9 protein-coding genes are annotated in these 15426 nt (G+C 45.2%); 6 read left to right on the forward strand and 3 right to left on the reverse strand.

The genetic code is table 11. The annotated features are described in order from the left end of the window. Positions 1-20 precede the first annotated feature (20 nt). The 3 genes from H8S65_RS17590 to H8S65_RS17600 all read left to right on the forward strand — a co-directional run bounded on the left by H8S65_RS17590 (position 21) and on the right by H8S65_RS17600 (position 8214). Entirely contained in the window at positions 21-3887 is a 3867-nt protein-coding gene (locus H8S65_RS17590) for a DUF6383 domain-containing protein (RefSeq protein ID WP_186931168.1), read from the forward strand. Between the two features lie 20 nt (positions 3888-3907). Beyond that, entirely contained in the window at positions 3908-7876 is a 3969-nt protein-coding gene (locus H8S65_RS17595) for an Ig-like domain-containing protein (protein ID WP_186931169.1), read from the forward strand. Positions 7877-8067: 191 nt separating this feature from the next. Then, a complete protein-coding gene (locus tag H8S65_RS17600) occupies positions 8068-8214 on the forward strand; it encodes a DUF6364 family protein (RefSeq protein WP_186931170.1) in 147 nt (48 codons plus the stop codon). Positions 8215-8295: 81 nt separating this feature from the next. On the opposite strand, the gene H8S65_RS17605 is transcribed toward H8S65_RS17600, so the two are convergent. From H8S65_RS17605 to H8S65_RS17615, 3 genes are read right to left on the reverse strand one after another with little or no spacing between them, the layout of a single operon-like run. After that, the gene (locus H8S65_RS17605) at positions 8296-9240 is read right to left on the reverse strand and encodes a GNAT family N-acetyltransferase (protein ID WP_186931171.1); all 945 of its coding nucleotides are present in this window, start codon (positions 9238-9240) and stop codon (positions 8296-8298) included. 9 nt (positions 9241-9249) lie between these two features. After that, positions 9250-10158, reverse strand: coding sequence for a DUF2156 domain-containing protein (locus H8S65_RS17610; protein WP_186931172.1), 909 nt, complete (start codon positions 10156-10158; stop codon positions 9250-9252). 51 nt (positions 10159-10209) lie between these two features. Continuing rightward, positions 10210-12075 (reverse strand): SLC13 family permease, encoded by a 1866-nt coding sequence (locus H8S65_RS17615; protein WP_186931173.1) that lies wholly within the window; start codon positions 12073-12075, stop codon positions 10210-10212. Positions 12076-12188: 113 nt separating this feature from the next. Between H8S65_RS17615 and H8S65_RS17620 the strand changes: the two genes are divergently transcribed. The 3 genes from H8S65_RS17620 (at position 12189) to H8S65_RS17630 (ending at position 15423) form a co-directional block, all read left to right on the forward strand. Then, positions 12189-12995 (forward strand): helix-turn-helix domain-containing protein, encoded by an 807-nt coding sequence (locus tag H8S65_RS17620; RefSeq protein ID WP_186931174.1) that lies wholly within the window; start codon positions 12189-12191, stop codon positions 12993-12995. A gap of 35 nt (positions 12996-13030) precedes the next feature. Then, complete coding sequence (locus H8S65_RS17625) at positions 13031-13882, forward strand: AraC family transcriptional regulator (protein WP_186931175.1); 852 nt, start codon at positions 13031-13033, stop codon at positions 13880-13882. A 164-nt stretch (positions 13883-14046) separates the two neighbouring features. Then, complete coding sequence (locus H8S65_RS17630; RefSeq protein WP_186931176.1) at positions 14047-15423, forward strand: FAD-dependent oxidoreductase; 1377 nt, start codon at positions 14047-14049, stop codon at positions 15421-15423. Positions 15424-15426 lie beyond the last annotated feature (3 nt).

Below are 15426 nucleotides of genomic sequence, written 5' to 3' on the forward strand. Positions count from 1 at the left end.
TACTTTTAAATGAAAAGCTTATGAAGCGAAAATTACACTTTTTGCTTGCCGTCGGTATAGGGCTGACGGCAAGTGTCGGTTGGCTGCATGCGCAATCAGAGGTTAATTCTCTGGCTGCATTAAAACAAGCCATTGAAGACGCTCAATCTGGCGCAACGATTACGTTAACCGGTGATATTACGGATGTAAACCACCCTGATGGAACTGCCGGAGGTTCGGCTATTACGATCAAAAAGGCCATAACATTGGATGGTATGGGACATTCCATTTCCGGAGCAGCCATGAATAACATTCTTGTTGTTGAAGGATGGCAGGAGGGCGCAGGGAAAGACTCTGTCGTGACAATTAAAAACCTGACACTCTCCAATACGAGTCATAACGGACTGACAGTATATAAATTGTCACCGAAGCACAAGGTCGTGTTAGAGAATGTAAAGCTGATTAACAATAAGACGGCCGGTTTGATTATCCAGTCTTCCAGGGTTGACGGAAAGAGTTTGATCGCTCACAGTAACGGTTGGGGAAGCGTCAACTTAGATGGCTCTGATGCCGTAGGCGATTCTCTTTCTTTGAAATTAGATGATAAGAGTGCTTTGGCCGGACCGGGGCAGATTTGGGCAGACCATGCGAATAAGAAAAATTGGTTTACCGCTGTTGGTTGGGAAATCAATAAAACCATTGAGGGTAAGACATATTGGACGAACAAACTCTCTGACGAGGGCAAAACGTATGCTGCCGATTTTGCAACAGAATTGCAAACGGTTCTGAATATGATCAATAAGCAAAATGCTCCGATTACTAAGATCGTGCTTAATAGAGATCTTTATTTATCAGATATATCAAAAGCACAAAGCGATATTTCTTCATTTCAGGGTATTATTAACATACAAAAGCGAATCACTTTAGATGGGCAGGGACATGCGATTTCCGGTAAATTTCCTGTTTCTGATGAAAATTCTACCAAGTATTTTTATGCGATTAAATTGGATAAGGATGCCGAAGGTGCTACTATCCAGAATTTGACAATTGAAGATACAAATACTACAGCATTGGATATTGTTACAAATGCTGATAAACAAGATGCTGAAAATGATATTAATATCCTCAATGTCACTTTGAATAGAAACACAGGTGGAGGTCTGAATGTAAACTCTTCTCATGTTATAGCCGAGAACTTAAAAACATCTGGCAATGGAATTGCTGCAGTTCGTTTAACAATGGAAGCTAATTGGACAAATCCGGTTGATCCTTCGTTTACATTAAAGGGCGATTGCCAAATAGATGAAGCAATAAAGATTGCTTATAATGCAAAAGAAAATATGAACACCTATGCAAAGCCACAAGCAGCAAAGACTATAAAAGAACGTGTTGCAATGGTAACCATTGAAACTTTAGACAAGGACAATTGGGGCATAACCTGGCAGGAAGCTAAATTCAGGGCTGCAGATAATCTTTATCCGGCCTTAACTTGGACGAATGATTTTGATACAAGTACTCTTCCCGGTAAGAAATTAGCCAAGATGACCAATGCAGCCGAACTGGATTCACTGTTTGCTTTCGGCGGTTCGACAGTTGACGGTATTGTCTGGACGGCAACGGATAAACAGACGCTTACGAAGGATATTACGTTGGATAAGTCGTTTGCGATTGTTGGTAGTGATAAAGCTAAGTGTATTGTAGAGGGACATTGGACAATTGCTCCGAGTGATACAACGGATATTGCCTTAACGAACCTGACTTTGACAGAGGCCAGCAGTGCAACAACTGCTATCATAACTCCGATGATTGATATCACAAAGCCTAAAATAAATTTGTCGTTGACAGACCTCGATATTATTCCGGTCGCTCCGGGAACAACTGATAGAAGAGCTGCCATAGCTTTGGGTAAAGAAGTCACGACTTCGACTATCGAGTTACAAAAAACGAATATTTCATTGACTAAAGATAGTCAGATCGGCTTGTTTAATGATGGTGGTTTTTGTAACTTCTCAATGACTGATTCTAAAATAGCATCCGATGAAAATGTTAATTCATTGAGTGCCCTTAGATGTATTTTAACTCAAGGTGCTGAGAACTCGACTTATACTATTAGTAATTCCAGGTTATCTGTCGGAGATAATTTCCATTATGCAATATGGGTTAAATCTCCTAAGCAGCATTTCGTAATCAACGATTCTGATGTTTATGGGTGGGCTGCTTTTTATATGCAGGGAGCTTGGTATGGTGACAAAGGTGCTGATGAAATGACTTTGAAAGCAACTAATTCTTCTTTTACGGGCGTTGGAAAAGAAGGTAGTTCTAATGGCTTTGGTGTGATTGTTTTTGAGGCTACGGAACGTTCTGTTGTTGAAATGGATAATTGTGTTGTCACAAGTAAGATTATAGACAATACGAAAAATTATGGATTTATACCCTCTATCGTGTTTCAGATGGGTGGTGGAACGGGAGCCAGTGAAAATCGTCCTTCCAGAAAACCAAGTGCCGATTGCTCCGTTTCATTAAAAAATTGTACTCTTCAGAATCTGGCAGAAGCGACGACTCCTATTTTTGTCTCTTATGAAAATGTACTTGAAAAAGACGCTGACGGATATATCGATTATAACAGAAACAAAGTGTCGATAGATTCAAACACTAAATTCTTGAATGCAGACGGTTCAAAAAGTATCTTGATTCAGAATGGTGATACGCTTCGTAGTGCAAGTAAGACATTGCCAAATGCTTTAGTTTATTTAAATGATTCTGTAAAAAAAGTCGTTGCTTATCAAGGCGATGTTATTACAACCGAACTTACCACAACTAAAGCATTAGCTTCTTTAAATGCTACAAATGCAATGCCGACTGATTATGATGTTCCGGACAGTATTACTATTATTTGTAAAGACGCTTATCTTGTTACCAGCGAAAAAGCTGCTATCGCTTTTGCTGATAAAGTATCAGATAAAGCCGTTTTCTATCTGAAACAAGATGGCGCTTCTTTCTCTACTGTTTCTGTCGGTAATACATGCATAAAAGTTTCAACCGACGTAACATGGAACGATGCTAACAACGCCAACCGTTCCGTTGAGATCGCCGCCGGTGCAACCCTGACCATCAATGTGGCTATGCCTTTGGATACAGTCTTTATGGCAGAAGGTGCACAGTTGCAAGCTAATGCGAATGTAACCGCCAAAGCCGTGCAATTGACTTACGGCGTTAAGAAGACTTGGAAAGCATTCGGATTCCCATTCACGATTGGAAAGATCATAGGGGAAAACGGAAATACAGATGTCAAGACTGTTGTTTCGAGTGCAAATGAAGGTATCTGGACTGCCGGTATCGCAAATGAAGCTCCGACATTTACAGTAACAACAGAAGGTCAAAAACCTGCAACCGCTTGTATCATCGCCGCTCATAAAGATAGTACCCTTCTTGTAACTACAGGTGATGCATCTATCTCTCTCGCCTCAAAAGCAGAGCCGAATGCACCGGATCCAACAAAGTCAGGTAATGTTAAATTCCAAATCGTTTCCAACCCCAACACGTACGACATGACGCTGACACAGACTGCTTATGTACTGAGTGCAGACGGTAAGACGTTCGAACGCGAAATTAATCCGACGATTAAAGCATTCCAGAGCTTCGTATTGGCAGATGAGGGAACAACAAGTACATTACGTTCGCTGCGCGTTGAAGGTACACCTACCGGAAACGAGATCGTACCGACCGACGGCTACTTTGTGCAGACCGGAAATGGTACAATCACAATCCATACAGCCGAACCGGTACAGGTGATAGTTGTCGATATGCTGGGACGTGTATATTACAATGCCCGTGTAAACGACGGCGCCCAGATCGCTGTTCCTGCAGGTATCTACGCTGTAAACAGACAGAAAGTAATAGTTAAGTAACAATTAAAACGAAGACAAATATGAAAAATATAAAATCCGCTATATCCCTCGCCCTCCTTGCAGTGGCTCCGGCGATATATGCTCAAAACATAGATACGAAGTCTGCACCCGACGTCCCGACGTTCTCGGTGACGCTGAATGTGACCAACAATGGGGGAGGACTCGACTCCGTATTCGTAAAGAAAACAATCAAAACAACGGAAGACAGTCTTATCTTGTCCGGTACTAATTCATTGAAGCTAACTTATAATACGGCACCAACTTTCCGCCTGAAAGCAAACAGCCAGTATATGCTGGAAAGCTTTACGGTGAACGGGACAAAGGTTACGGATATGAATGAAGCATTTAATAGCCTTTATAAAGGTGTTAACTCATATACGTATAGCTCAAGTGCTCTGACAGAAAAGACCGATGTCGTTATCACTTGGAAAGCTAAACCGGAATTGCCGGTGACGATAACCGGGACGGAAATGATAGTTAAAGAGAGTGAGTTTCCTACATTCAGTTATACTTTGCCAACAGGTAGTAACGCTGAAAGCGATACGACCTATTATTCGGATGCTGCCTGTACTAAAAAGTTGGCAGAAGATATCAAAGGTAAAGTAGGTACATTCTATGTGAAGTTCTCTATTGCTGAGACAGCCGGTTATAAGGCATTCGACAAAATCGTTTCGCTTGTTGTGACCAATAAAAAGCAGTTGGAAGCAACCGGTAAAAATGTTCCTAAATGTGATGTGACATTGATTGCCGGACAACCTTTATCAGCAGCCGCAATTATCGGCAGCGAGGTGACGGTGGCAGGTGAAACATCGGCTCATTCTGTCAATGGTACATGGACTTGGGTGAACCCTAACGCATTAGTAAAAGACGGTTCCGGTGAGAATAATAAGTATGACGCAATTTTTACACCTGACTCGGCCGCTGTTTATAGCAGTCTGGCTGCGAAAATAGGAGTAGATGCAAAGATAGTAGATGTTATCACCGTTAAACAAACTGCGGGTGGATTCGTTTCTATAAAAGATGCAGTAGCCGATAATAAGTATATCGGGACAACAAGTAGCCATAAGGGAAATATAGAGATTGCTGCAACACCGGATGCCGGTTATAAATTTGTGAAATGGGTAACTCCGGCTTCTCCAACTTCTCCAACAGCCGTTGAACCTAATAGCAGCCCAGCCGGATCGGAATCGAAGGTAACGGCAAAGTTTACACCTACCGGCGATACTGAAATATCAGCCGAGTTTGCACGTGCAACCCGCAATGTAAGTGTTTTAAGCGCAACAAACGGAACAGTGAAAGTGATGAATGGAAATTCGGAAATAACCGGAAGCACAGGTGTTCCTGTTGTTGTCGGAGCTAATCTTACTATTATTGCAACTCCTGATGAAGGGTATGAAGTGGATCAGGTAGGATATACGGCTGCTACTAATGCTAATACTACTACTAATAATGGAATAACCCCGGCTACCAGTTTCATTGTTGGTGGTGAATCTGCAACTTCTTATACGGTAAGCGCAACCTTTAAGCAAAAAGCGAATCCTCATGTTGTGACTGTCTCTGATTTAAAGAACGGATCGTTGAAATTGATGAAGAATGGTGCAGAGGATTTAAATCCGGGTTCTTCTGTCGAGGATCATGCTTCCATATCGGTGATTGCATTGCCGAACAAAGGGTATAAATTGGACGCACTGATTGTCAGCAGCCTTAACGATGGTACAAGTAAGGATATTACTGAAACGGGATTGGTAGGCGATGTATCGGATGATATCGTGATTCAGGCTACTTTTACTGAAGCCGATTATAGCGTAACCGTTACACCGGTAGAAGGTGCTTCTTTCAATCTTTCAACCACAACGAAAAAGTTTAATGAAACATTGGAAAATGTAACTGCAACAGTAGACAAAAATAATTATAAACTCGTCTCCCTGTTGGTCAACAATAAGCCGGTTCCCAATGGATCGGATATCAAGATCGAAGGACCGACCTATATTTCTGCACAGGTCCAGAAGTTAGCTACATTGTCTATCTTGAATCCGGCAAGTAAAGAAGTTACTTATAGTGGACAAATTCAGGAATATGCTGTTCAGACTGCTGCTGGGTTAGGTGGTTTCTCTGTTACATATAAGTTAGATGGTAAAGAGGCTACCCCGACAAATGTGGGAGATTATACGGTAAATATTACTCGTCCTGCTGACGATATCTATGCTGCTTTTTCTGCGACACGCCAATTAAAGATAAATCCGGGAGTACCGGGAATATTGACGATTCCGTTTAAAGATGTTATTACAGATAGTAAAGAGGGAATAATCAGTAATTCTGCAACAGTTGCCGGTCATTGGAGTGATAAGGCAACCCGTGCCGGAGGTTTTAAAGCAACTGACAATTTAGTTACGGTTTATTTTATACCGGATGATCCGAACTTGCAGATTGTGAAAGTGACAACACCAACAGATGAAAGTACCGCAAGAAGCCTGTCAAAAACAATCACTATGCCGGCAAATATTACAGGTGGTCGTCTTGTGTTGAAAAATGGAGATGCTGCTGTTACGGATGGCAGTACTTATATGGGGCAAACCTTTACTTTGGAAGCTATTCCGGATAATGGGTATTCTGTGGATTGGAAAGGTATCTCTGGTGTCACGTTGAATGAATATCATTCGTTTGAATTAGGTAGTAGTGATGTCACAATTACGGAAAGCCATTTGTTTAAGGCAAAAAGCACAATTAAACCTGCTGACAATTTGTCCGCGAATGCCACATATACGGGTAGTTCGGTTGAATTGTCTTCTCTTGCAGGTTTGATTCCGGCTACCGGTTGGGTCTTTACATTTAAAGCCAATAGAGAATTTACTACTCCTGTAAATGTTGGTGATTATGAAATATGGGCAAGCAGGGAAGAAGATGATTCTCACCAGGCTGTCACTTCGACAAAGGTAGGGATTTTGACTATTAAACAGCCTTCTATCTCAGCGACAAAAGATGTAACTCTGCCGGTCGCAACTCCGGTTCTCCAAGGTGCTTCTTTATCCACTTCCGAATTGAATGGCGGCTTTGTACAAGTGAACGGACAGATGGTTGCCGGAAGATTCGAATGGGAAGGAACAGAGGCAGGGACTATTTCTGGTGCAGGAGAGCATAGTGTGAAATTTACTCCGAATGATGTAGTTAATTATCCTGCGTTAACGGGATTAAAGGTGTATGTTTCGTTGAAGGATGTTCCTGCATATACATTTACATCCAATACAAATGAGGTAACTTTTACTGATGCCACAGGCCTGGAGGTAGTTCCCGGAACGGATAAAATTCCGGCAAGCATGAAATTGACGATCACACCGAAAAGCGGAACGATCAGTGGCGTTTCTGTTAAGGGGCAGGGCGCTCAAAGCGGACAGGTAACAACTGATGCCGGAACAACTTGGTATTGCATCGCCGGTACTGAAAACTTCGATGTTACCGTAACCTTCAAGTCTGGTAGCGAAGGCGGTGGCGACACCCCGGCCGAAGGGACTCCTGTTACAGGCATATCCCTTAACAAGTCGACGCTCACCTTGCCGCGTCTGAAGTCTGAAAAGTTGGTGGCTACCGTAGCTCCTACAGGTGCTACCAAGAAAGATGTGAAGTGGACCAGCACGGCTCCGGCAATTGCCAGCGTAGAGGCAGACGGAACAGTGAAAGCGTTGAAGGTCGGTCAGGCAACTATCATTGCAACGACCGTGGATGGCGGTTTCACTGCTATGTGTGAAGTGACGGTAGACTTTGCAACCGCTCTCGAAAAGATCCTGTCCGAAAGCCACGTTTACGGGCAAAAGGGACAAATCGTGATCGAACCGGCTGCTCCGGTAGAAGCGACGATTGTCGACCTGAACGGAAAGATTGTCTATCACAGTTCTATTAATAATACCCTGCGTATGCCGGCTTGCAGCGGCGTATATATTGTACGTCTGTCCGCATCCGGTACTACGACTACAACCAAAGTCCTTGTACATTAACATTTGGTACATAAAGAATAAAATGAATCCTGCTCATAAGGGCAGGAACATTTGATTCAAAGTGAGGAAAGGGAGGAACCGCGAGGTTCTTCCCTTTTATATTATCAGAGAAGAACAGGTGATGGATAACATAAGTGCTTTATATAGAATATTGATTGAGAATGATTTTTTTTGTAGAAAAGTGAATGGCTATGGAAACAAAATTAACATTAAGACTTAATGAGTCGATAGTAGAAAAAGCAAAAGAATATGCGCGGTCGCGGAATATGAGTCTTTCTAAAATGATAGAACAGTATTTGGATTCTACACCAGATGAATTTTTGAAAAGTAGCTATTAATTGTATAGGAAAATATTTATTAGGAGAGTCCCTCGCTATGATGAAATGGCGAGGGACTTTATTTTAGAATAAAATTGATAACTAATCGAGCATCAAACTCATATAAGCCTCCCGGCTCTGGTAGTCGAGCAACAGGCGGGTAAGAGATTGGGTGTCCATTTCTTTCAGTTCGCCGATGTTGAGAACGGAGTTTTCGTGGGTGGAAGCCCAGTGATGGATAAGGCGGTCGCGGTCGAGGACACGTGCCATGCCTAAGGGGAAAGTTCCCGGTCCGGTGAAAGGAGTGCGGTAGACGGCCTTTTCCACTTTGTTCTGCGTTGTCGCTTCCTGCAAGAGCAGGTTCTTGATGTGGTCGTTGTCGTACATCAATTCTTTGACATAGATATGGTCGCCGGCAGGATGAAAAAAGATCATGCCGATCGGTTCGTCCTGAATGTTCAAGGCGGTCAGCATCTGTCCGCCGGAGATCTGCAAGTCGCGCAGGATGGTGACGAAATCGTCATAACCGTGCAGCACATAGCAGGTACGTTCCCGCTGCTTCTTATTGAAGAACTTATAGAGAGATTCCATCGAAGGGACTTCAGGCGGAACTACCAAAACGCCCTGTTCCCAAGCTGTTTCAAAAGGCCGGATATACGTCTCTTCCGAATAGTCGAAAGCCTCCGTATATCCTAAATCGCGGTAATAATCGAACAGCCACGGATCGGCCGGGATAATGACTGTCAAGGCCACTTTCCGGCTTTCCATCACCTCGAAAGCTTCCTGTATCAGTTGGCGCATAAGCCCCTGACCACGTTCGGAAGGAAGGGTGCAGGCTCCATATATATAGTTCACGGATATCTCCGTCCCGTAGTAAGTCATGACATACGGAAGCATTTGAAGGGCGGAAACGATCTTTCCGTCTTTCTCTATAAACAGGGCGTTTTCCTTTTTGTAAACCCGGTCGAAGAACAGTTTGATAAATTCTTCGCTGTCGTCGAAAGAAGTACGCCACAGGTCGATCAATTGAGGCTTGTTGTTATCCATCGTTCAATATTATTTTGCAGGTTTCTTTATTGCTGCGGATTTTTCCAATAGGATGAACGGGTTATACGAAAGTTTAGCTTGGCGCAGACCGGGAATACCCAGGTCTTCCTCCCGGTTCACATATATATATTTCTCCGGAAGGTGGGAGGCAAATTCTTTGTTGATAACAGCATAAGCCCCCTCATAGTTCACATTCGCCTTTTCGACATGGACCCCGAAAGTATTGTGGTTGATCGGGGCGCCGAAGGTGAAAGCGACAATCTGATGGTCTACGCAAATGGCCCCCCCTATAAGTCCCAATTCGTCGTAATGGTTCAAGGCATAAATGATGGAACGGCGTTCGTCGTTCAGATCCTCTTCGTCGTTATCTTCCCGGTTTGCCTTGAACCATTTGCATTCGAGTTGGAGGCATTCGGGGACCAGTTCCGGTGTGATAGGGATATATTTGTAAGAATATTTCTTATTGAAATTGTTGATATGGTTGCGTTTCGCCTGGTATTTCTTTCCTTTCAGGGTTGCCAGGTCTTCACGCAAGTAGATGTAATCGAAATAATCCCGTTCGGGAATGTAGAAGAATCCGCCGGGGATCGCTTTTTCGAGTTCCTCTTTGGCATCGGGCGTTACGCCTAACATACAAAGCGGATGACCCTGTTCGAGCGAGTCGGCTTCCAACAGATCGATCGCCTGTTTCAGGTTGCCCTGTCCCGTAGGCGTCATATAAGCGACTCTCGTTTTGTTTTCGATCCAGAAGCGGATCAGCAAGCTGCCGTCGACAATGGCAAACTCGCTATCGTAGAGGAATCGCCAACTACAGATGTTGGCAAATGAATAGTCGCAATTCTTGTAATTGCTCGGTATCGTAAAGGACGTAATAATATCTTTGTCTTCGATTCCGATCGGTTTAAACGGTATCTTCATCTTTTTCTTTTTTGATGTGCAAATATAAAACTAATAAGTATCAGTGAATGTTTAGAACGGGAATAATAATGGCAATATGAAGATCATAATGATACCCATAATGATTTGTAAAGGCATGCCGACTTTGACGTAGTCCATGAATGTGTATTTGCCCGCCGACATGACCAGAGCGTTTGGCGGAGTCGAGAAGGGAGAGGCGAAGCACATGCTCGCACCGACCGTTACGGCCAGCAGGAACGGGTAGGGGCTGACCCCGATCGCTAAAGCCGATTGCAACGCGATGGGAGCCACCAGTACCGCTGTCGCCGTATTGCTGATGAACATGGTGAGCAGGGAAGTCGTGAAATATATTCCCGCCATTAGGACAAGCGGCCCGTAATCACCCAATCCGCTAACCAGTTTTTCCGATATCAGGTTGGAGGCTCCTGTTTTTTCGAGGGCAAGCGACATCGGGAGCATGGCGGCTATCAGCACGATGCTTTCCCAGTTGATCGTTTTGTAGGCATCCTCCACATTGCGGAAGCAGCCGGTCAGCACCATCAGGATCGCCGCGATCAGTACGGCTGCGACCGGAGGGATCGGAATAAAATCGAATACCATTGCTGCGATCATGCCGATCATGATCAGGGCGGCGACAGGTGCTTTATAGTCCAGCGTGACTTTGGATGCCTCTTCGACAGGTTGTCCGAGGACTACCCATTGCGACTGCTTATGGCTCATGCGGGCGATGCTGTCCCATGTGCCCTGTATCAGGAGGATGTCGCCGGAGTGCATCTTTACCTCTTTTATATCGGACAGGATATATTCGTTTTTCCGTTGTATGCCTAAAATGTTGACTCCATATTTATCCCTGAAACCGGAATCTTTGACTGCTTTATTGATTAGTTTGGAATCCGGCATAAGCAAGACTTCGGCGATACCGATTTCCTGCACGCTCAGTTTCTCGTCGGACGATCCGCCGGCAAACTCGGTGACTTTCGATTCCGTGAGCGACAGCCTGTTTTCACGGGCAAACAGTTCGACCTTGTCGAATGCTCCGAAGACATATAAGATGTCGTTTTCTTTCAGTTCCGTATCCGGGCCGGCCAACTTTTGATCCACGGTCTTCATGAAGCGGCCTTGTGACAGCGATTTTCTTCGTATTTCGAGGATCGTCAGGTTGTACGTTTGTGTGATGTTGAGTTCCTGCAATGTCTTATTGCAGACCAAGGAATCGGGCGTGACCCTCAAGCGGTAGAGGTTGTCGGACAGCTGGTATTTTTGTGCCAGTTCTTTTGGAGAGCGTCCGCCGGAAGCCTCGTTTTTATTGTTGTCGTCTTTTTTCGCCAGGAATATTTTGCTGAGCGGGATCAGGATAATGATCCCTATCAGTACGCAGACCAGTCCGACCGGAGTGAAAGAGAAGAACGAAAGGTCGCCGAACCCGGCGTTCTCCAAAGTCTCCTGCACGACGAGGTTGGGAGGCGTACCGATCAGGGTTGCCATTCCTCCCATACTGCTTGCGAATGCGAGAGGCATCAGGAAGCGGCTGGGGTTTATGTTGGCGTTCATCGCCATGCTGACCACGATGGGCAACATCAGGGCCACGGTCCCGGTGTTGCTGACAAAGGCGCCGATGAAGGCTGTCACAACCATGATTAAAATGAATAACTTTAGTTCGCTTTTCCCTGCCAGCTGGAGTATTTTGCTGCTGATCATTTTGGCCAGTCCGGTTTTGAAGATGGCTCCCCCGACCACAAACAGGCCGACCATCATGATTACAATCGGATTTGAAAAACCGGACAATGCTTCTTCAGTAGTTAAAATCTTACAGACCATAAGGAGCACGAGTGCACAAAGTGCGACCAGGTCCGAGCGTATCTTTCCGTTCACGAAAAACAAGGCGGAAAGCGCTAAAATGACGAGAGTTGCTATCATAAAATGTTATTAATAGGGTTTTAACTTAATCTAAAAAGACTTGTATGTATTAAACTAATAACTATCTTTAAATGTTCGAAGTGAAATGATTTTTATTTAAAAGTGAGAAGGATATGAATACAGATAAAATATTACCGATTGACCTCTATCATGCTGTGTCAACCGCGAATTTGACATTGGAAAGTTCTTTAAGGATCATTCACGTCGAAGCCGGGCAGGATCATGAACTGCTGCCGTTGGAACCGGGCACTCTTGCCGTAATTTGCCGGGGCGGGAAGTTTGAATGCAAGGCACTCGAAAAGGAGATCTCGATAACAGCCGGGCAGGTGCTTCTGGCGGCTACGGATGAAGTGAGCGAAATATCCCGTTTTTCCGAAACCGGTTTTGAAGGGATCGTGATCTATGCCGGCAGCGATCTGCTGATCAACCGGCAACGTCTGATGTTCCGGACGATTACGCCGGACGAACTGGAAGAGTCCGACCTTTATATCCGGCTGATGCAATCGCAAATCGAGCGAATGAGCGATGTCCGTGTCAAAGTGGTGGAATCGCTTTTACGCGCTCTTATTTTCTTCCTACAGCAGGGAGGACATTTAGCGGACGACCGGGATAGCGAGGTTCCGCCTTTTTTCCACGATTTCGCTTTGCTGATTAGTCGTTACCATCATTATCCGGTCTATTATTTCGCAGAGAAGTTGGGGATGACTTCGACGGAACTGAATAACAAATGCAAATCGCATTCCGGCATTTCGGCTGCGGAATGGATCAGCCAGTATGTATTGCTTGAAGCAAAAGACTTGCTGATTAAGACTCGCCTGAGGCCTTCCCGTATTGCCGTGATGCTTAATTTCTCGAATTACGATACATTTGCACGTTGGTTCAGGCGGCATACGGGGGAGTTGCCGGGGAACTGGAGGTGATGGAAATTAAGAATTGAGAATTAAAAAATAATACCATGAGATGGACATTTGAGAATGCGAAGATAAAGGGGCGGGTCGTCTTGACCGATTCGCTCCATGAAGACCTGGGTCTTCTGAAAGACAAAACGCTGTATAAATTTATATGGGTGGACTCCGGCGAAGTGGTGTTGGATATCGACCATCAGCAGATTGTTTTGAAGGAGGGGCAGCTCGTTCCGCTTTCCCATTTGCACCATCTTGAATTTCTGCGCATCGAAGGCAAATACTTTGCACTAATGTTCAATAGTAACTTCTATTGCATACATGGCAACGACCATGAGGTGTCGTGCAACGGGTTGCTGTTTCACGGTTCGTCGCATGTGCTGACTTTCGTCCTTTCGGAGGATGAGCGGCGGAAGATCGAGACGCTGACGGGGATCATGCAGGAAGAGTTTCTCAGTACCGACCACCTACAAGACGAAATGCTCCGGGTATTGTTGAAGCGGTTTATCATAATATGCACGCGAATAGCGGAAGACCGGCAGGGAGTCGTTCGGGAGAACAGTTTCCAGTTCGAGACGATCCGCAAATTCCATGTCCTGGTCGATACTTATTTTAAGGAGAAGAAACAGGTGCAGGAATATGCGGACATGCTGAACAAATCCCCGAAAACACTGGCAAATATCCTTTCCGCCTATCAGCAGCCTTCCGCCATCCGCATCATCCACAACCGTATCCAGGCCGAAGCCCAACGCCTGTTGCTCTATACGACTAAAAGCTCGAAAGAGATCGCCCTGATGTTAGGCTTCGAAGACCAGGCGGCATTCAGCCGTTTCTTTAAGAACGCAACAGGATTGAGTGCGACCGAATATCGCCGACAATATAAAAAGGAGTCGGTGTCGGAATAGGGAATATTGCCAAATCTTAGGGCAAAATCATTATCCTCTGAAATCTAAAGGCTGTGTATTTTTGCATCATAGAATAAACAGAACGATAAATAGATGCTTATTGGGAACAATTAGGTTAAAAGAAATGTTCCTTAAGTAGAAAATAAAAAGGAGGATAACAAAAGATGAAAAAGTATGATGCGATCATCATTGGTTTCGGTAAAGGCGGAAAGACGCTGGCCGCTGATTTAGGTAGCCGCGGATGGACTGTTGCCGTAGTGGAACGTTCGAAAGAAATGTACGGCGGGACATGTATCAATATCGGATGCATTCCGACCAAAACACTGGTACACCTTTCCAAAGTGGCGCAATATTCCCACTTCACGACATTCGAGCAATATGCCGATGCGTTTCATAAGGCAATCGAGGAAAAAAGGAAGATCACGGCTGCTTTGCGTCAGAAGAATTTAGAGAATCTCGACAGCAAAGAGACGGTAACTGTTTATACTGGCGTCGCCTCGTTCCTTTCCCCAACGGAAGTGGAAGTGAAAACCGATCGTGAGACTATCGTGCTGCAAGCCGGTAAAATCTTTATCAATACCGGCGCTTCCACCATCGTCCCCAACATAAAAGGGATCGAAGGCAATCCTTTCGTTTACACCAGCACTTCGATCATGGAACTGGATCGGCTACCCCGTCGCTTGGCGATCGTGGGAGGCGGCTATATCGGGCTTGAGTTTGCTTCGATCTTTGCCAATTTCGGATCGGACGTGACGGTTTTGGAGGGAGGCGACAAGTTTATTCCCCGTGAAGACCGCGATATCGCCGATGCCGTCAAGACAGTTTTGGAAAAGAAAGGTATTTCGATTCGCCTGAACGCCGTCGTACAGGAGATCGAGCACGATGCCGGCAAAGCTACCGTTGTCTATCGCGATGCCCTGACAGGCGATACGGTGCGGGCCGATGCCGATGCGATCCTGCTGGCTACCGGACGTCGTCCGAATACCGAAGGACTGAATTTGCTGGCTGCCGGCGTGAAGCTGACGGAGCGCGGGGCAATCGAGGTGGACGACCGCTTGCATACGACCGCAGAGAATATATGGGCGATCGGAGACGTGCGCGGCGGTTTGCAGTTCACGTATCTTTCGCTGGATGATTACCGCATCATACGCGATGAACTTTTTGGAGACGGCAAACGCAATACCGGTGACCGGGAAGCGATCGCCTATTCAGTGTTCATCGATCCGCCCCTGTCGCATGTCGGCCTGAATGAAGAGCAGGCATGCCGGACGGGACGTAACATAAAAGTCTCCAAAGTCATGGCCGCTTCGATGCCGAGAACCCGCACGATCGGACAGCCGGAAGGGTTGCTGAAGGCGGTCGTGGATGTCGATACGAACCAGATATTGGGAGCTACGCTGTTTTGCGCAGAGTCGAGCGAAATCATCAACCTCGTGTCGCTGGCGATGCGTACGGATAATGATTATGTCCTCCTTCGTGACAATATTTTCACTCACCCTTCTATGAGTGAGTCTCTGAATGATTTATTCAACATAAAATAAAAC

Origin of the sequence: Parabacteroides hominis, assembly GCF_014287585.1 — a bacterium.
Lineage (GTDB): Bacteria > Bacteroidota > Bacteroidia > Bacteroidales > Tannerellaceae > Parabacteroides > Parabacteroides hominis.

Bases quoted from the DNA above. Each gene is read 5' to 3' on its own strand.
- H8S65_RS17620 (WP_186931174.1), top strand. From the start codon at position 12,189: ATGAATACAGATAAAATATTACCGATTGACCTCTATCATGCTGTGTCA.
- H8S65_RS17630 (WP_186931176.1), top strand. From the start codon at position 14,047: ATGAAAAAGTATGATGCGATCATCATTGGTTTCGGTAAAGGCGGAAAG.
- H8S65_RS17625 (WP_186931175.1), top strand. From the start codon at position 13,031: ATGAGATGGACATTTGAGAATGCGAAGATAAAGGGGCGGGTCGTCTTG.
- H8S65_RS17590 (WP_186931168.1), top strand. From the start codon at position 21: ATGAAGCGAAAATTACACTTTTTGCTTGCCGTCGGTATAGGGCTGACG.
- H8S65_RS17605 (WP_186931171.1), bottom strand. From the start codon at position 9,240: ATGGATAACAACAAGCCTCAATTGATCGACCTGTGGCGTACTTCTTTC.
- H8S65_RS17600 (WP_186931170.1), top strand. From the start codon at position 8,068: ATGGAAACAAAATTAACATTAAGACTTAATGAGTCGATAGTAGAAAAA.
- H8S65_RS17595 (WP_186931169.1), top strand. From the start codon at position 3,908: ATGAAAAATATAAAATCCGCTATATCCCTCGCCCTCCTTGCAGTGGCT.
- H8S65_RS17610 (WP_186931172.1), bottom strand. From the start codon at position 10,158: ATGAAGATACCGTTTAAACCGATCGGAATCGAAGACAAAGATATTATT.
- H8S65_RS17615 (WP_186931173.1), bottom strand. From the start codon at position 12,075: ATGATAGCAACTCTCGTCATTTTAGCGCTTTCCGCCTTGTTTTTCGTG.